The sequence below is a fragment of the Streptomyces koelreuteriae genome (genome assembly GCF_018604545.1).
Taxonomy (GTDB): Bacteria; Actinomycetota; Actinomycetes; order Streptomycetales; family Streptomycetaceae; genus Streptomyces; species Streptomyces koelreuteriae.
Window position 1 is genome coordinate 4,087,002 of the sequence record NZ_CP075896.1, and the last position, 16,200, is coordinate 4,103,201.

The 16,200-nt window shown below is 72.0% G+C and carries 14 protein-coding genes; 4 read left to right on the forward strand and 10 right to left on the reverse strand.

Translation table 11 applies throughout. The features are described 5' to 3' along the window. Positions 1-432: 432 nt before the first annotated feature. Complete coding sequence (locus tag KJK29_RS18335; protein ID WP_215120240.1) at positions 433-2,013, reverse strand: protein kinase domain-containing protein; 1,581 nt, start codon at positions 2,011-2,013, stop codon at positions 433-435. A 375-nt stretch (positions 2,014-2,388) separates the two neighbouring features. On the opposite strand from KJK29_RS18335, the gene KJK29_RS18340 reads away from it, so the two are divergent. Next, on the forward strand, positions 2,389-4,035 hold the full coding sequence (locus KJK29_RS18340) for a Stk1 family PASTA domain-containing Ser/Thr kinase (RefSeq protein ID WP_215120241.1): 1,647 nt from the start codon (positions 2,389-2,391) through the stop codon (positions 4,033-4,035). An 82-nt stretch (positions 4,036-4,117) separates the two neighbouring features. Here KJK29_RS18340 and KJK29_RS18345 read toward each other — a convergent pair whose 3' ends face one another. Further along, positions 4,118-4,657: a bacterial proteasome activator family protein gene (locus KJK29_RS18345; RefSeq protein WP_215120242.1), complete on the reverse strand. Its 540-nt coding sequence runs from the start codon at positions 4,655-4,657 to the stop codon at positions 4,118-4,120. An 84-nt stretch (positions 4,658-4,741) separates the two neighbouring features. Next, on the reverse strand, positions 4,742-5,311 hold the full coding sequence (locus tag KJK29_RS18350) for a PadR family transcriptional regulator (RefSeq protein ID WP_215120243.1): 570 nt from the start codon (positions 5,309-5,311) through the stop codon (positions 4,742-4,744). 137 nt (positions 5,312-5,448) lie between these two features. Between KJK29_RS18350 and KJK29_RS18355 the strand changes: the two genes are divergently transcribed. Continuing rightward, the gene (locus tag KJK29_RS18355; protein WP_215120244.1) at positions 5,449-5,907 is read left to right on the forward strand and encodes a hypothetical protein; all 459 of its coding nucleotides are present in this window, start codon (positions 5,449-5,451) and stop codon (positions 5,905-5,907) included. A 15-nt stretch (positions 5,908-5,922) separates the two neighbouring features. Here the strand turns inward: KJK29_RS18355 and KJK29_RS18360 are convergent, their stop codons facing one another. Continuing rightward, positions 5,923-6,912, reverse strand: a complete 990-nt coding sequence (locus KJK29_RS18360) for an NAD(P)H-quinone oxidoreductase (protein WP_215120245.1) — start codon at positions 6,910-6,912, stop codon at positions 5,923-5,925. Positions 6,913-7,083: 171 nt separating this feature from the next. Here KJK29_RS18360 and KJK29_RS18365 point away from each other — a divergent pair, with 171 nt between their 5' ends. After that, the gene (locus KJK29_RS18365) at positions 7,084-8,115 is read left to right on the forward strand and encodes an ATP-binding cassette domain-containing protein (protein WP_215120246.1); all 1,032 of its coding nucleotides are present in this window, start codon (positions 7,084-7,086) and stop codon (positions 8,113-8,115) included. Continuing rightward, positions 8,112-8,960, forward strand: coding sequence for an ABC transporter permease (locus KJK29_RS18370; RefSeq protein ID WP_215120247.1), 849 nt, complete (start codon positions 8,112-8,114; stop codon positions 8,958-8,960). Before KJK29_RS18365 ends, KJK29_RS18370 begins: the two co-directional genes overlap by 4 nt. 41 nt (positions 8,961-9,001) lie before the next feature. On the opposite strand, the gene KJK29_RS18375 is transcribed toward KJK29_RS18370, so the two are convergent. The 6 genes from KJK29_RS18375 to pdhA all read right to left on the reverse strand — a co-directional run bounded on the left by KJK29_RS18375 (position 9,002) and on the right by pdhA (position 16,033). Continuing rightward, positions 9,002-10,108, reverse strand: coding sequence for a potassium channel family protein (locus KJK29_RS18375; RefSeq protein WP_215120248.1), 1,107 nt, complete (start codon positions 10,106-10,108; stop codon positions 9,002-9,004). Next, the gene (locus tag KJK29_RS18380) at positions 10,105-11,475 is read right to left on the reverse strand and encodes a molybdopterin molybdotransferase MoeA (RefSeq protein ID WP_215120249.1); all 1,371 of its coding nucleotides are present in this window, start codon (positions 11,473-11,475) and stop codon (positions 10,105-10,107) included. Before KJK29_RS18380 ends, KJK29_RS18375 begins: the two co-directional genes overlap by 4 nt. After that, positions 11,472-12,482 carry an NTP transferase domain-containing protein gene (locus KJK29_RS18385; protein WP_215120250.1) on the reverse strand — a complete coding sequence of 337 codons (1,011 nt, stop codon included), beginning with the start codon at positions 12,480-12,482 and terminating at the stop codon, positions 11,472-11,474. Before KJK29_RS18385 ends, KJK29_RS18380 begins: the two co-directional genes overlap by 4 nt. 85 nt (positions 12,483-12,567) lie before the next feature. Further along, entirely contained in the window at positions 12,568-13,881 is a 1,314-nt protein-coding gene (locus KJK29_RS18390; protein ID WP_215120251.1) for a dihydrolipoamide acetyltransferase family protein, read from the reverse strand. Further along, positions 13,881-14,885 (reverse strand): alpha-ketoacid dehydrogenase subunit beta, encoded by a 1,005-nt coding sequence (locus tag KJK29_RS18395; protein WP_215120252.1) that lies wholly within the window; start codon positions 14,883-14,885, stop codon positions 13,881-13,883. The genes KJK29_RS18390 and KJK29_RS18395 overlap by 1 nt, the downstream gene beginning before the upstream one ends. Then, positions 14,882-16,033, reverse strand: a complete 1,152-nt coding sequence (pdhA, locus tag KJK29_RS18400) for a pyruvate dehydrogenase (acetyl-transferring) E1 component subunit alpha (RefSeq protein ID WP_215120253.1) — start codon at positions 16,031-16,033, stop codon at positions 14,882-14,884. The genes KJK29_RS18395 and pdhA overlap by 4 nt, the downstream gene beginning before the upstream one ends. Positions 16,034-16,200 lie beyond the last annotated feature (167 nt).

Here is a 16,200-nt window from a genome sequence, read left to right on the forward strand (position 1 = left end):
TGTGCTCCTCCGTCGGTCCGGCCCCCGGGGTTGCCGGTAGGCCAGTGCGGCTCACCTGTTCTCGGCCACCGGGGCACGGGGTGGGTGCCACTCGGCCGGGAACAGGCGTGACAGGTGCCCCGGCGAGCGCCCTGCAACAAGCACGTTACCCAGTGCTCCACATTTCTGTGAAACCCCATCTGACCTGCGATTTTGCTTGGATTTCCAAGTAAATCGGGAAGGCTGCGAAGGGGCCCTGGTCACAGCCTTGCAGGAGGCCGGAGCTACCGCACGTTAACCCGGTGACCCAGGTCACGGGAAGAGTCCACTTGTGGGCGCGCCGAAACGGCACGCGCGCGTGGGGCCCGTTTCCGGGTCCCACGCGCGCGTGGATCGTGCGTTTTACGTTCTTTTCGTTCTGTTCGAGGGGGCAGCCCTTTGTTCGGGGGGGGGTCAGCCCTCCGCGCCGGCGACGACGCCGGCCGTGCCGCCCTCGGTGCCACCGGTCTCGTCCGGCGGCGTCTCCGGGTCCGTGGGCTCCTCGCCCGTCGGCTCGCCGGTCGGCTCCGCGGTGGTCGGCTCCTCCGTCGGCTGGTCCGTGGGCGTCTCGGGAGTGGTCGGGGACGGCGTGTAGGACGGGGTGTACGACGGGGTCCATCCACCGCCGCCGGAGCCCGTGCCGGTGCCGTCGTCCGTCGACGTGTCGGTGGGCCCGTCCGTCTCCTCGTCGCTCGGCGTCTCGCTCGGAGTCTTCTTCTCCTCCGTCTGCGAGACGGTCGGCGACTTCTTGTCGTCGGTGGGCTTCTTCGTGCCGCCGCCGGTGTTCTGCAGCGCCAGGGCGACGCCCGCCGCCACGGCGATCACCGCGAGCACGGCCAGGATCCACAGCTTGCCGCGGCCGCTGCCCTTGTTGCCGCGGCCCTCGAAGCCGCCGTCGTCCCCGCCGCCGTAGCCGGCGGGGAGTATCGGGGAGGGGATCTGCGCGGTGCCGGAGACATCACCGGGGTGGCCCATCACGGCCGTGTGGGCGAAGCCGCCCGACGGGGTGTGCCGGCCCTCGTGCATGTCGACGGGGCCGGTGTTCCAGGTGCCGGTGTGGCCGCCTTGGTCGTAGAGCATCTGGAGCGCGTACTGGACGAGTCCGCGCATCTCCTCGGCCGTCTGGAAGCGGTCGTCGGGCTCCTTGGCGAGGGAGCGCATGACCATGCCGTCCAGCTCCGGCGGGCAGACGTCGGAGGCCTCCGACGGCGGCGTCGGGATGTCCTGGACGTGCTGGTAGACCACCGACAGCGGGGTCTCGCCGGTGAACGGCGGGCGCAGCGAGAGCAGTTCGTAGAGCAGGCAGCCCGTGGCGTACAGGTCGGAGCGGTGGTCGACGGCCTTGCCGAGGGCCTGCTCCGGGGACAGGTACTGCGGGGTGCCCATGACCATGCCGGTCTGCGTCATCGTCGACTGCGCGCCGTGCAGGGCGCGGGCGATGCCGAAGTCCATCACCTTCACGGCGCCGTTGTGCGTGATGATGACGTTGGCGGGCTTGATGTCGCGGTGCACGATGCCGTGCTGGTGCGAGTAGGCGAGCGCCTCCAGGACGCCCGAGACGATGATCAGGGCCTGTTCGGGGCCCGGCGCCTCGGCGTTCAGCAGGAGGTCGCGGATGGTGCGGCCCTCGACCAGCTCCATCACGATGTAGGGGAGCGGCTGGCCGCCGACGATGTCCTCGCCGGAGTCGTACACGGCGACGATCGCGTGGTGGTTGAGGCCCGCCACCGACTGGGCCTCGCGTGTGAAGCGCGCCTTGGACACCGGGTCCTCGGCGAGGTCGGAGCGGAGCAGCTTGACGGCGACGGTGCGCCCGAGGCGGACGTCCTCCGCGGCGAACACCTCTGCCATGCCGCCCCGGCCGAGTCTGTGGGTCAGCCGGTACCGGCCGTCCCCGACCAACCCGCCGTTACCCCAGACCTCCGGCGCGTCCGACATGCCGCCGCCAGTCGCCTCGGGTTCGGACGGGCCCTGAGCGCGCTGCTGCTGTGCCATCAGTCCTCGCCGTCGTTTCTGCCCGCGGTGCGCGCGGTGTTGTTACGGTCTCCGTCGGCCACGCTACAGCCTCCGCGCAAGCCGCCGGTCCGAGACGGGTGCCGGGACCGGCACGGGACGGACGCGCCATGAAACCTTTACTCAGCACTCTCGTGCAAATTCTGTGTACCGGCCGCACGCCCCCGGTAACGCTTCCGCGACGCTTCTTTCGCGTACGGTCACGGAACGGGCACCGAGCTTGACGTGTCCGTGCCCTGGGGCAGACTTGGCCGGGAATGGCGGTTTGGATCAACGTCGGATCACACGGATCCGACGGGTCGGACAGGTCAGACGGATCGGCAGCAGCTCCGCCAGGAGCCACGGGGGACACGGAACATGAGCCAGGACGGCGCACACGGGCAGTACGCGGGGCGGGCGCTCGCCAGTGGCCGCTATCAGCTGCGTGACCTCCTCGGCCAGGGCGGCATGGCCTCGGTGCACCTCGCGTACGACAGCGTGCTCGACCGACAGGTCGCGATCAAGACACTTCACACCGAGCTCGGCCGGGAGCAGGCCTTCCGCGAGCGGTTCCGCCGCGAGGCCCAGTCCGTGGCCAAGCTCACGCACACCAACATCGTCTCGGTCTTCGACACCGGCGAGGACAGCCTCGACGGCATGACGACGCCGTACATCGTCATGGAGTACGTCGAGGGCCGCCCGCTCGGCTCGGTCCTCGACGAGGACGTGACGCGGCAGGGCGCGATGCCCGCCGACAAGGCGCTGAAGATCACAGCGGATGTGCTGGCCGCGCTGGAGATCAGCCACGAGATGGGCCTGGTCCACCGCGACATCAAGCCGGGCAACGTGATGATGACCAAGCGCGGTGTGGTCAAGGTCATGGACTTCGGCATCGCCCGCGCCATGCAGTCCGGTGTGACGTCGATGACGCAGACCGGCATGGTCGTCGGCACCCCGCAGTACCTCTCGCCGGAACAGGCCCTCGGCCGCGGTGTGGACGCACGCTCCGACCTGTACTCGGTCGGCATCATGCTGTTCCAACTGGTCACCGGGCGGCTGCCGTTCGAGGCGGACTCGCCGCTGGCCATCGCGTATGCACACGTCCAGGAGGAACCGCCGGTTCCGTCCACGATCAACCGCGCGCTGCCGCCGGCCGTGGACGCGCTGATCGCCCGGGCGCTGAAGAAGAATCCGAACGAGCGTTTCCCCAGCTCCGAGTCCATGCGCGACGAGTGCCTGCGGGTGGCGGCGTCCTTCCAGGCCGCCCCGCCGAGCATCGTCCCGGGCACCCAGGCGCCGAGCGGCGCGGGCGTCGGCTCGGCCGTGTTCCCGCCGGTCGACCAGGCGCCCCCGGCCGCCTCGGGCCAGGTCCAGACGCCGTACCAGCCGACCCCGCCGCCGAACCCGTACGGCACCCCCGCCCCGCCGGCGCCGTCCCCGGCGTACGGCTATCCGCAGCAGGGCGGCTACCAGACGCCGCACCCGGGCGCGTACTCCCCGCAGCCGGGTCCGTCGACACCGCCGCCGTACAACCTCACGCCCCAGGGCGCGCCCGCAGCTCAGGGCGGCGGCAAGAGCAACAAGCCGGTGATCATCGGTTCCGTCGTCGTGGCCGTCCTGGCCGTCGGCGGGCTGGTCGCGGCCCTGCTGATGAACAGCGGCGGCGAGGACGACCAGGGCGGCGGGGGCGGCGGCGCGAGCGCCTCGGCCTCGGCTTCCAAGAAGCCGGGCTACCGCGGGCCGGACACGACGAAGACGATCGACTCCGAGGAGTGCACGGAGCCGGAGGAGTCGTACAACGACCCCGACAAGATCCAGATCCCGGACTTCAAGTTCATGAACATCGCGTCGGTCAAGTCCTGCGCCCAGGCGGCCGGCTGGCAGGTCAGCGTCAAGAACGTGGACGAGAACACCTACGGCCAGGGCACGGTCATGAACCAGTTCCCGTCCAAGGGCACCGACGTCGACCCGGACGACATGCCGATCATCGAGCTCAACGTCTCGACGGGCAATCCGTCGTCCTGACGCTCCGGACGACATGAGGACATGAGGAAGGGCCCGGCGGCTTCGGCCGCGGGGCCCTTTGTCTTTGGGGGCTGTGCCGGACCTACAGGTACGGCCCGCCCGAACGGGTGCCCGGGTGCTGCTCGTCGAGGCCGTCACCGACGCCCGGCGGTAGGGCGCGGCGCATCTGCTCCAGCTGGGCGCGGGCGGCCATCTGCTGGGCGAACAGCGTCGTCTGGATCCCGTGGAAGAGCCCTTCGAGCCAGCCGACGAGCTGCGCCTGAGCGATGCGCAGTTCCGCGTCGCTGGGGGTCGCCTCGTCCGTGAAGGGCAGCGAGAGCCGCTCCAGCTCCTCGACCAGCTCGGGCGCCAGACCGTCCTCCAGCTCCTTCACCGAGCTGGCGTGGATCTCCTTGAGCCGGACCCGGCTGGCCTCGTCCAGGGGCGCCACACGCACTTCCTCGAGCAGCTGCTTGATCATGCTGCCGATCCGCATGACCTTGGCGGGCTGCTCCACCTGTTCCGTGACCGGGATCTCGCGGGAGTCCTCGTCTCCGCTGCCGCCCCCGAGCGCCATGCCGTCCTGGCCGACGACCAGGATCTGCGGGCTCTCCGGCGACCGTTCGTTTCTCGGCATCTCCATGTCGCCATTCTCTCGCACGCCTGCACCTCACCTCCGTGGTGCCCCCACCGGAAGCTGATCCACCCTGTTCGACAGACGTATCGGTCAGGGCCCGGGTTGCTCATCGGGGGGCGGTTCCGCCTCACGGGTGAGACGCAGCAGCCGGGCCTCGCAGTGGTCCAGCCAGCGGACCTCGGCCTCCGCCTGGAAGACGAGCTGCTCCAGGACGAGCAGCCGGGCCATCTCCTGCGGGTGCCCGGGTGCGCGGGCCAGGGCCTCGGCCCGTCGGCGCACATGGTCGTGGAGCGCCTGCGTCACGTGCCGGCGCTGGGCCTCGACGACCTCCCGTACGTCGACGCCGTCCGACCCGACGGCCATCACCAGCTTGATGGCCAGCTCGTCGCGCGGCGGGCTGGCCCGTTCCACGGGGCGGGCGTACCAGGCGCGCAGCTCGGTCCGGCCCGCCTCGGTGAGCGCGTACAGCTCCCGGCCCGCCTCGTCGACGCCCTGCCGGGCCACCATCCCGTCCCGCTCCAGGCGGCCCAGCGTCGTGTAGACCTGCCCGATGTTCAGCGGCCAGGTCCCGCCGGTACGGGCCTCGAAGTCGGTGCGCAGGCGTGAGCCGTAGCGGGGGCCGGCCGCCAGGAGCGCCAGCAGCCCGTGACGTATCGACATAACCGGATTGTGCAGCGATTCCACCCCTTGGCCGAACCCGGAATGCCGGAGGTGCGGGGGAATGTGAGGCTGATTGCTCGAAATGACCGAACTTGCCGTTATTGCCCTACCGGGCACGGCGGGAGGGGGTCACCAACGTGACTCCATGGCTACGCGCACTGCGGGCGACCGGACTGGTGGTCGCCTTGGGGGCGGGTGCGGTCGTCTCACCCTGCGGGTCTGTTCAGGCCTACGGTGCCGTTCTCGCGTACGACGATCAGGCCCGGGCCCGTGCCACCCCCTCGGCCCCGTCCCCGGAGCCCTCGCGGGCCGGGACACGGGCCGGTGAGGGACGGGACCGGCCGGGGCGGGCGGAGGAGCCCGAGGAGCAGCGGGAGGCTCGCGAGGCCACCGCCGTCCCCGAGGCGTCCCGGGAGGCCGTCCCCGCGGTCCCCGAGCCCTCCGCACCGACCGAGCCACCCGTACGCGAGGCCGCAGCCCAGGCCGAACGGCCCGTCGGGCCTGTGCTGCGGATCCTGCCGCTGGGCAGCGGGCTGGTGCTGATCGGACTCGGCCTGGGACTCGCGTTCGTGGGCCTCAGGCTGCGGCGCGCGTAAGGACGCGGGCCGCTCTCACGCCCCCTGCGGCGCGATCAGCAGCACCTTGCCGATGTGGCCGCTGTCCTCCAGGACCTGGTGGGCGGTGGCGGCGTCCGGCATGGGGAGTTCGCGGTCGATGACCGGGCGCAGCCGGCCGCCGGAGAAGAGGGGCCAGACGTGTTCGCGTACGGCCGCGACGATGGCCGCCTTCTCCTCCAGCGGACGGGCCCGCAGGGACGTCGCGCTGATCGCGGCGCGCTTGGTGAGCAGCGCGCCGATGTTCAACTCGCCCTTGACGCCGCCCTGCATGCCGATGATCGCGAGCCGGCCGTTGACAGCGAGGGCCTTGACGTTGCGCTCCAGGTACTTGGCGCCCATGTTGTCGAGGATGACGTCGGCCCCGGCGCCGTCCGTGGCCTTCCTGATCTCCTCGACGAAGTCCTGCTCGCGGTAGTTGACCAGGATGTCGGCGCCCAGTTCGGCGCACCGGTCCAGCTTCTCCTGGGTGCCGGCCGTGACGGCGACCCTGGCACCGACGGCCTTGGCGAGCTGGATCGCCATGGTGCCGATGCCGCTGGAGCCGCCGTGCACGAGCAGGGTCTCGCCCGGGCGCAGGTGGGCGATCATGAAGACGTTCGACCAGACGGTGCAGGTCACCTCGGGCAGCGCCGCGGCCTGCCGCAGCCCGACGCCCTCGGGCACGGGCAGCAGCTGTCCGGCCGGGACCACCACCTTCTCGGCGTAACCGCCGCCGGAGAGCAGCGCGCACACCTCGTCGCCCACGCTCCAGCCGGAGACGCCGGTGCCGATCCCGGCGATCCGCCCGGAGCACTCCAGGCCGGGGTAGGGGGGCGTGCCGGGCGGCGGGTCGTAGAAGCCCTGCCGCTGCAGGATGTCGGCCCGGTTGACGGCACCGGCCGTCACCTCGAGCAGGACCTCGCCCTCGCCGGGCACGGGATCCGGGACCTCGTCCCAGACCAGCGCCTCGGGCCCACCGGGTTCGGGAATCGTGATCGCATACATGACTGGGACGGTACTCCTCGGTCGCCGGACGGAGTCCGCTCCTCCCCCGGTCGGTTCCCCCTCTACGTCATTGGTCCGGTTCTGGCGAAAATCCATATGCGGGACCGATGAGTTTGCGCGACCGTAAAGGTCTCCCCATGCGTAGCCCACGTACTCGGAAGGACCCGAAGCATGAGCACGCAGACGTCCGGCCTGGCGATCGAGACCGCGGGCCTGGTGAAGACGTTCGGCGAGACCAGGGCCGTCGACGGAGTCGACCTGTCCGTGCCCGCGGGCACGGTCTACGGCGTCCTCGGCCCGAACGGCGCCGGCAAGACCACCACCGTGAAAATGCTCGCCACACTCCTGCGGCCGGACGGCGGCGAAGCGCATGTCTTCGGCCACGACATCGTCCGCGAGGCGGACGAGGTGCGTGCCCGGGTGAGCCTCACCGGCCAGTACGCGTCGGTGGACGAGGACCTCACCGGCACCGAGAACCTGGTCCTGCTGGGCCGGCTGCTCGGTCACCACAAGAAGGCCGCCCGGGACCGCGCCGCCCAGCTTCTGGAGGCCTTCGGGCTGACGGAGGCCGCCGCGAAGCAGGTCAAGCACTACTCGGGCGGTATGCGGCGCCGCATCGACATCGCCGCGTCCATCCTCAGCACCCCCGACCTGCTGTTCCTCGACGAGCCGACGACGGGCCTCGATCCGCGCAGCCGCAACCAGGTGTGGGACATCGTGCGCGCCGTGGTCGCCCAGGGCACCACCGTGCTGCTGACCACGCAGTATCTGGACGAGGCCGACCAGCTGGCGTCCCGGATCGCCGTCATCGACCGCGGCCGGGTGATCGCCGAGGGCACCAAGGGCGAGCTGAAGTCGTCCGTCGGCGCCGGATCGGTCCATCTACGGCTGAGAGATCCGGATCAACGGGTCGTCGCGGCCGAGCTGCTGCGCCGGACCCTCGACGCGAAGGTGCAGCTGGAGCACGACCCGGTGGCCCTGACCGCCCGTCTCGGTACGGCGGCGAGCGACGACAGCGCGGCCCAGCAGGCGTCCCGCGCGCTGAGCGAGCTGTCCACGGCCGGGATCACCGTCGACAACTTCTCGCTGGGCCAGCCCAGCCTGGACGAGGTCTTCCTCGCCCTCACCGGGCACGACACACACGCCCCGGACCGCAAGGCCGGCTCCCCCTCCCACGACCCGAAGGACGAGGTGGCGGCATGAGCACCACGACGACCACCGAGGCCAAGGAACTCGCCCCGGTCAGCACCGAGTCCCTCGCGGCCCTGCTCATCGCCAAGGAGCGGCCCTCGCGGCCCAGTGCGTGGTCGGCCTCGATGACCTTCGGCTGGCGGGCGATCCTCAAGATCAAGCATGTGCCGGAGCAGCTCTTCGACGTCACGGCGTTCCCGATCATGATGGTGCTGATGTACACGTACCTGTTCGGCGGGGCGCTGGCCGGCTCGCCGGAGGAGTACATCCAGTTCCTGCTGCCGGGCATCCTCGTGATGTCGGTCGTGATGATCACGATGTACACGGGTGTCTCGGTCAACACGGACATCGAGAAGGGCGTCTTCGACCGGTTCCGCACGCTGCCGATCTGGCGGCCGTCGACCATGGTCGGCTATCTGCTCGGCGACGCCCTGCGGTACACGATCGCGTCGGTCGTGATGCTCACCGTCGGCATGATCCTGGGCTACCGGCCGGACGGCGGGATCGCCGGTGTGCTCGCCGGGATCGCCCTGCTGGTGCTCTTCTCGTTCGCGTTCTCGTGGATCTGGACGATGTTCGGGCTGATGCTGCGCACCGAGAAGTCGGTGATGGGCGTCAGCATGATGGTGATCTTCCCGCTCACCTTCCTGTCCAATGTGTTCGTCGACCCGACGACCATGCCGGGCTGGCTCCAGGCCTTCGTGAACAACAGCCCCATCACCCATCTGGCGTCGGCGGTGCGCGGCCTGATGGCCGGCGACTGGCCGGCCGACGAGGTCGCCTGGTCGCTGGGCTGGGCCGGACTGTTCGTGCTGGTCTTCGGGCCGATCACGATGCGGTTGTACAACCGGAAGTGATGCGGCTGTACAACCGGACGTAGCCCGGCCCGCCCGGGCGGTCAGTTGCGGGGCATCGGCGGCATCGGACGGATGTCGGGGGCGACCTGGGTCGCCGGTGTCTTCCGCACGATCGTGATGAGCCGGTCGGTCAGCTCCAGCGTCCCGATGGCCGGATCGTCGTAGCCGAGCACCCGGTGGCCGCGTATGACACTGACCACCAGATCGGCGGTCTCGCGCGGCTTCTTGCCCACCTCGGCCTTGACGACCGGCCGTTCGACCAGGTCGAGGCCGCTGCCCTGCTGGATGAGGTCCTCCATCACCATGCCGGCGGAGGGACTGAGCACGGAGAGGCCCAGCAACCGGCCGGCGGCGCTGGCGCTGGTGATGACCGCGTCGGCGCCGGACTGCTTGAGCAGCGGCGCGTTCTCCTCCTCGCGCACCGCGGCCACGATCTTCGCCCCGCGGTTGAGCTGCCGGGCCGTCAGCGTCACCAGCACCGCGGTGTCGTCGCGCTGGGTCGCGATGATGATCTGGCGCGCCTTGTGCACCTCGGCCCGCTTCAGCACCTCGCTGCGGGTGGCGTCCCCGACGATGCCCGCGTAGCCCTCGGCGGTCGCGGCGTCGACGACCTTGGAACTGGGGTCGACCACGACGACCTGTTCCTTCTTCAGGCCCGTCGCGCAGACGGTCCGGATCGCCGACCTGCCCTTCGTGCCGAAGCCGATGACGACGGTGTGATCTCGCAACGCGGACCTCCAGCGGGTCAGTCGCCACTCATCGCGGGTGCGTTCGGTGAGCGCCTCGAGGGTGGTGCCGACCAGGATGATCAGAAACAGCACGCGCAGGGGCGTGATGACGAGGATGTTCGTGAGCCGGGCGGCATCGCTCGCGGGGGTGATGTCACCGTAGCCCGTGGTGGAGAGCGTGACGGTGGCGTAGTAGAAGGAGTCGAGAAGGTCGACACCGCCGCCGGCGTTGTCGTTGTAACCGTCACGGTCGGCGTAGACGACCAGCGCGGTGATGACGAGCACCAGCAGTGCCACGGACAGCCGCTTGGCGACCTGGCGGAACGGGTGCTCCACCACGGTCCTCGGGAGTTTCACCCGTTGGGTCACCAACTGCTCGTCCGCCTGGCGGGCGATCGCGTCCTGGCCCGGAAGTTTCACGTGAAACACACTCCGATTCCTGCGGACGCCCAGGGCAGATCCAACAGTTCCGCCTCCTGCCCCGGCCGGGCGCCACCCGGGGGCACGACGGCCAGCGCGTCGGCCGCCGCGACACCGCGCAGCATGGCCGGGCCGTTGTAGTGCAGCGGCACGGCCTGGTCGCCGCGCAGGACGACGGGCACGAGCCGGGTGTCGTGCGGGTGCCCGTGCACGGCGTCCCTGAGCGGCAGCGTGTACGGCTCCGGGGCCGGGCGGGCCGCGAGGGTCCGCAGCAGCGGCTCGGCGAGCGTCAGCAGCCCGGAGACGGCGGCGAGCGGGTTGCCCGGCAGCCCGACGAGGTGCTGGGTCTCCGAGATGCGGGCCAGCAGCATGGGATGGCCGGGGCGCACCTTCACGCCGTCCACGAGGAGTTCGGCCCCGATACGGCGCAGGGTGGGGTGGACATGGTCGACGGGGCCCGCGGCGGTGCCGCCGGTGGTGACGATGACATCGGCGTCCGACGAGGTCACCGCCTTGCGCAGGGCGTAGGCGTCGTCGCGGACGCGTCGTACGACGGTGACCTCGGCGCCGAGCGCGCGCAGCCAGGGCGGCAGCATCGGGCCGAGCGCGTCCCGGATCAGACCGTCGTGCGGCAGCCCCTCGGTGAGCAACTCATCGCCCAGGACGAGGACTTCGACGCGGGCCCGGGGGACGGCGGTGACCGTGTCGTATCCGGCCGCCGCGGCGAGCCCGAGGACGGCCGGGGTGACGAGGGTGCCGACGGGCAGGAGCTGGTCGCCGGTGCGGCATTCCTGGCCCCGGGGGCGGATGTCCTGGCCGGGGGCGACGCCCCGGGTCGCGTGCAGTCGGCCCTTGTCGTCGGTGCGGCCGTGCTCGCTGCGCAGGACGGCCGTGGTGTCCGCGGGGATACGGGCGCCGGTGGCGATCCGGACGGCCTCGCCGTCGGTCAGGGGCGCCTGCGCGTTGTGCCCGGCCAGGACGCCCTCCTCCCGTACGTCCCAGGGGGCGGGCCCGGCTACCGCCCAGCCGTCCATCGCGGAGGTGTCGAAGGAAGGCAGGTCGGTGAGGGCGTCGAGGGGGGTGGCCAGGGTGAGGCCGAGGGCGGCGTCGAGCGGCACGGAGACGGGCTCGCGATGGGCGGCCCGGCCGGCGCTCCGGGCGGCGCGCTCGGCGATGTCCCGGGCCTGTGGCCAGGGGGTGGCCCGGTGCCGGGTGTCCGGCTGCCGGGGGGTCGGGGTGCTGTCCTTCTCACCTCGTGCGGCCGGGTCGGGCTGGGGGGTGCCGTTGCTGTTGTTCACGAGGGCGAGCACCTCCTCGACGTCGAGGTCTTCGGCGTCCTCACCGGTGCGGGTGCCGCGCGGGGTCATCCGGCGTCCGGGCGGGTGTCGGGCGTGGCGTCGGGCGTCGCGTCGGGGGCGACGCCCGGCCGGTCGCCCGGGGCTTTCCGGGCTTCCGGTGCTTCGGAGGCTTCGGGGGCTTCGGGGGCTCCGGTGGCTCCGGTGGCTTCCGGTGCTTCGGGGGCTCTCGGGGTGTTCTCCTCCGCCCAGCGGGCGGCGAGGGCGACGGCCTTGCGGGAGGCTTCGGAGACCGCCTCGGGGCCCCCGCCGGCCCGCGCGGCCGCGTAGCCGACGAGGAAGGTGGTCAGTGGCGCGGCGGGCCTGGCCACACCGTGGGCGGCGTCGCGGGCGAGGTCGAGCAGCTCTTTCACATCGACGTCGAGGTCGATCCCCAGCTCGTCCTTGACCGCGGAAATCCATTCATCCAACACGTGCCCATGCTCCCTGATGCGTGCCCTGGCGGAGGCGATGTCGTCCCAGGTGTCGCAGTCGAAGGACGCGACGGGATCGGAGATGCGGGTGAGGTCCAGCTCGGCGGTGAGACGCCGCAGGGGAAGTCCGTGCGGAGAGCCGTGCCGCTCGGCGAGCAGGGCGAGCGTCTCGCGCAGCCGCCGGGTGCGGTAGGCGGCGACGAGCGGCTGGTCGCGGCCGTCGGGGTCGGTCAGCAGCACGCCGTCGGCGGCGCTCCCCCGCAGCGTGTCCAGCAGCCGTCCGACGGTCCGCTCCTGAAGGAACGGCAGGTCGGCGGAGAGCACCACGACATGCTCCGCCGTGGTGTGCCGGAGTCCGGCGTCGAGCGCGGCGAGCGGTCCGCCGCCGGGCGGGTCCTCGCGTGCCCAGGTCACGGGCCGTGCCGTCGGCCGGGGCGCGGCGACGACGACGGTGGTGCGGGCGTCGCCGCACGCGGCGAGCACCCGGTCGAGCAGGGCCCGCCCGCCGACGCGCACCCCGGGTTTGTCCGCGCCCCCGAGGCGCCGGGCGGCACCGCCGGCGAGCACGACGGCGTCGTGGGCGGCGGGAGGCTCGTACGGGGTCACCCCCCGAGTATGCGTGCCCCCGCGATCACATGGAACGCGGGGGAAGGGACGCGATCACCGGGAACGGCCGCGCGCCGGAGAGGAATCAGAGCGTCCGCAGCAGCACCGCCGGTTGTTCCACGCAGTCCGCGACGTAGCGCAGGAAGCCGCCCGCCGTGCCGCCGTCGCACACCCGGTGGTCGAAGGTGAGCGAGAGCTGGACGACCTGGCGCACGGCCAGCTCGCCCTCGTGCACCCACGGCTTGGGGACGATGCGGCCGACGCCGAGCATGGCGGCCTCGGGGTGGTTGATGATCGGGGTGGAGCCGTCGACGCCGAAGACGCCGTAGTTGTTCAACGTGAAGGTCCCGCCGGTGAGTTCGCCGGGGGTCAGCTTTCCGGTCCGGCCCGCCTCGGTCAGCCGGGCGAACTCCGCGGTCAGCGACTCGGCGTCCCGCGCGTGCGCGTCCCTGACCACCGGGACGACGAGCCCTCGGTCGGTCTGCGCCGCGAAGCCCAGATGCACGTGGTCGAACTGGACGACCTCCCTGGCCTCGGCGTCCACGGTGGAGTTGAGCTCGGGGAAGCGGGCGAGGGCCGCGGTGCTGATCCGGGCCAGCAGGGCCAGGAGGGAGATCTTCGGCCCGCCCGCCGCGTTCATGGCGGTCCGGGCCCGCATCAGCTCAGTGGCGTCGGCGTCGACCCAGCAGGTCGCGTCGGGGATCTCGCGGCGGCTGCGGGACAGCTTGTCGGCGACGGCGCCGCGCATGCCCTTGAGGGGCGTACGGATCTCGCCCGGGGCGGCTGTCGTGGCGGGCCGGGGCTCGGGGGCCGCCGCCGTCGTCGGGGCGGGGCGGGGCGCGGCGCGCAGGGCGTACTCCACGTCCGCCCGCAGGATCAGCCCGTCGGGCCCGGAGCCGGTCAGCTCCCGCAGGTCGAGGCCGTTCTGCCGGGCCAGCCTGCGGACCAGGGGCGAGATCACGGGGAGGGGGCCGTCCTCGGCCTCGGGGACACTCGCCCGCCCGTTCACCGCCGGCGCGGGGGCCGCAGCGCTCACCCGGTCCTGCCGCACCCTGCGTCGCCGCGCGGGTGCCTCGGAGGTGCCGTATCCGACGAGGACGTTCCCCGAGCCCTCGCTCCCGGCCTCGTCCGCAACGCCGCCGGAGGGGGCCCGTTCCCCCACGGCCACCGTGATCAGCGGCGCCCCGACGGGCAGTTCCGTGCCCTCCTCGCCGAAGCGGGCCGTGACCACACCGCCGTAGGGGCAGGGCACCTCGACCATGGCCTTGGCCGTCTCTACCTCGACGACCGGCTGGTCGATGGCGACGACGTCGCCGATCTCCACCAGCCAGCGCACGATCTCCGCCTCGGTGAGCCCCTCACCGAGGTCGGGCAGCTTGAACTCCAGCACCTGTGCCATCAGCTCTCGGCCTCCCACTGCAGACGCCCCACGGCGTCCAGGATCCGGTCCACACCGGGCAGGTGGTGGCGCTCCAGCATCGGCGGCGGATACGGGACGTCGAACCCGGCGACGCGCAGCACCGGCGCCTCCAGGTGGTGGAAGCAGCGCTCCGAGACCCGGGCCGCGATCTCCCCGCCCGGGCCCCCGAAGGAACCCGACTCGTGGACGACGACCGCGCGTCCCGTCCGCCGCACCGAGGCGCACACCGTCTCGTCGTCGAACGGCACCAGGGAGCGCAGATCGACGACTTCGAGGTCCCAGCCCTCGGCCCGGGCCGCCTCGGCCGCCTCCATGCAGACGGGTACGGACGGCCCGTACGTGATGAGCGTGGCGCTCCGGCCCGAGCGCCGCACCACCGCGCGGCCTATCGGCTCAACGGGCGCCGGCTCCTCGGGGTTCCAGGAGTCCTTCGACCAGTACAGCCGCTTCGGCTCCAGGACGACCACGGGGTCGTCGGAGGCGATGGCGGCGCGCAGCAGGCCGTAGGCGTCGGCGACGGTGGCGGGTGTGACCACATGGAGCCCCGGAGTCGCCATGTAGTACGCCTCGGAGGAGTCGCTGTGGTGCTCCACGCCGCCGATGCCGCCGCCGTAGGGGACGCGGATGGTGATCGGCAGGGGCATCTTGCCGCGGGTGCGGTTGCGCATCCGGGCCACGTGCGAGATGAGCTGCTCGAACGCCGGATAGGCGAACGCGTCGAACTGCATCTCCACGACCGGCCTGAGGCCGTACATCGCCATGCCGACTGCGGTGCCGAGGATGCCCGCCTCGGCGAGCGGGGTGTCCGTGCAGCGGTCCTCGCCGAACTCCTTGGCGAGTCCGTCGGTGACGCGGAAGACGCCGCCGAGGGTGCCGACGTCCTCGCCCATGACGTGCACGGCGGGGTCGGCGGCCATGGCGTCGCGCAGGGCGCGCGTGAGGGCCTGCGCCATGGTGGCCGGTTTGACGGCGACGGTGGTCATCGGTGCGTGTCCCCTTCCGGCCCGGTCTCGGCCTCGGCCGCCAGTTCGGCCCGGAGCTGGTCCCGCTGCTCGCGCAGTTGCGGGGTGGGCTCGGCGTAGACGTGGGTGAACAGGTCCATCGGGTCGAGCGCCGGGTCCTGGTTCATGTGCGCGCGCAGCTCGGCGGCCATCGCCTCGGCGGCGTCCCGGGCGGCCTGCTTTCCGGCCTCGTCGAGCAGTCCGCGGCCGGTCAGCTCCCGCTCCAGCAGCTCGATCGGGTCGTGCTCGCGCCAGGTCTCGACCTCGGCGTCACCGCGGTAGCGGGTCGCGTCGTCGGCGTTGGTGTGGGCGTCGACGCGGTAGGTGATCGCCTCGACCAGCGTGGGACCGCCGCCCGCGCGGGCGTGCCGTACGGCGTCGGAGAGCACCTCGTGCACGGCCGCGGCGTCGTTGCCGTCGACCAGGCGGCCGGGCATGCCGTAGCCGACGGCCTTGTGGGCCAGCGACGGGGCCGCGGTCTGCTTGGCGAGCGGGACGGAGATCGCGAAGCCGTTGTTCTGCACCAGGAAGACCACCGGGGCCTGCCAGACGGCGGCGAAGTTCAGCGCCTCGTGGAAGTCGCCCTCGCTGGTGCCGCCGTCGCCGACCATGGCCAGCGCGACCACGTCGTCGCCCTTGAGGCGGGCGGCGTGCGCGAGGCCCACGGCGTGCGGCAGCTGTGTGGCGAGCGGGGTGCACAGGGGGGCGACCCGGTGCTCGTAGGGGTCGTAGCCGGTGTGCCAGTCGCCGCGCAGCAGCGTGAGCGCCTCGACGGGGTCCACCCCGCGGGCCACCACGGCGAGGGTGTCGCGGTAGCTCGGGAAGAGCCAGTCCCGCTCCTGAAGGACCATCGCGGCGGCGACCTCGCAGGCCTCCTGGCCGGTGGTGGAGGGGTAGACGGCCAGACGGCCCTGCTTGGTGAGAGCGGTGGCCTGCGCGTTGTAGCGGCGGCCCCGGACCAGCTGCGCGTACAGCGTCCGCAGCAAGTCCGGGTCGGCCTTCGCGGCGGCCTCGGTGCCGAGGACGCGGTACGGCTCGGCGTCGGGCAGCAGCGGCGCGGGATCCATGCGGGGCTGCCAGGCGGGCGGCGGGGTGGGCCGGTAAGCGCCCCGCTGCTCCATGACCGTCATGACGGCACCTCCTCGTGGGAGCGGCTACGGAAGGCGCGTCGGCTGTGACCCGCCTCACCTACCGATTGTTCGGTCGACGGCACAATTTGGCTATGGGTGGCCCCAGGCTGTGGACAAACGGTTCTCCACAGCCTGTGATGGACGCAGTACGTCCATGGTAGGGAGGT

What these genes read in the sequence shown, in the direction of transcription:
- KJK29_RS18335 (WP_215120240.1), bottom strand. Translation starts at nt 2,013, where the DNA reads ATGGCACAGCAGCAGCGCGCTCAGGGCCCGTCCGAACCCGAGGCGACT.
- KJK29_RS18340 (WP_215120241.1), top strand. Translation starts at nt 2,389, where the DNA reads ATGAGCCAGGACGGCGCACACGGGCAGTACGCGGGGCGGGCGCTCGCC.
- KJK29_RS18345 (WP_215120242.1), bottom strand. Translation starts at nt 4,657, where the DNA reads ATGGAGATGCCGAGAAACGAACGGTCGCCGGAGAGCCCGCAGATCCTG.
- KJK29_RS18350 (WP_215120243.1), bottom strand. Translation starts at nt 5,311, where the DNA reads ATGTCGATACGTCACGGGCTGCTGGCGCTCCTGGCGGCCGGCCCCCGC.
- KJK29_RS18360 (WP_215120245.1), bottom strand. Translation starts at nt 6,912, where the DNA reads ATGTATGCGATCACGATTCCCGAACCCGGTGGGCCCGAGGCGCTGGTC.
- KJK29_RS18365 (WP_215120246.1), top strand. Translation starts at nt 7,084, where the DNA reads ATGAGCACGCAGACGTCCGGCCTGGCGATCGAGACCGCGGGCCTGGTG.
- KJK29_RS18370 (WP_215120247.1), top strand. Translation starts at nt 8,112, where the DNA reads ATGAGCACCACGACGACCACCGAGGCCAAGGAACTCGCCCCGGTCAGC.
- KJK29_RS18380 (WP_215120249.1), bottom strand. Translation starts at nt 11,475, where the DNA reads ATGACCCCGCGCGGCACCCGCACCGGTGAGGACGCCGAAGACCTCGAC.
- KJK29_RS18390 (WP_215120251.1), bottom strand. Translation starts at nt 13,881, where the DNA reads ATGGCACAGGTGCTGGAGTTCAAGCTGCCCGACCTCGGTGAGGGGCTC.
- KJK29_RS18395 (WP_215120252.1), bottom strand. Translation starts at nt 14,885, where the DNA reads ATGACCACCGTCGCCGTCAAACCGGCCACCATGGCGCAGGCCCTCACG.
- pdhA (WP_215120253.1), bottom strand. Translation starts at nt 16,033, where the DNA reads ATGACGGTCATGGAGCAGCGGGGCGCTTACCGGCCCACCCCGCCGCCC.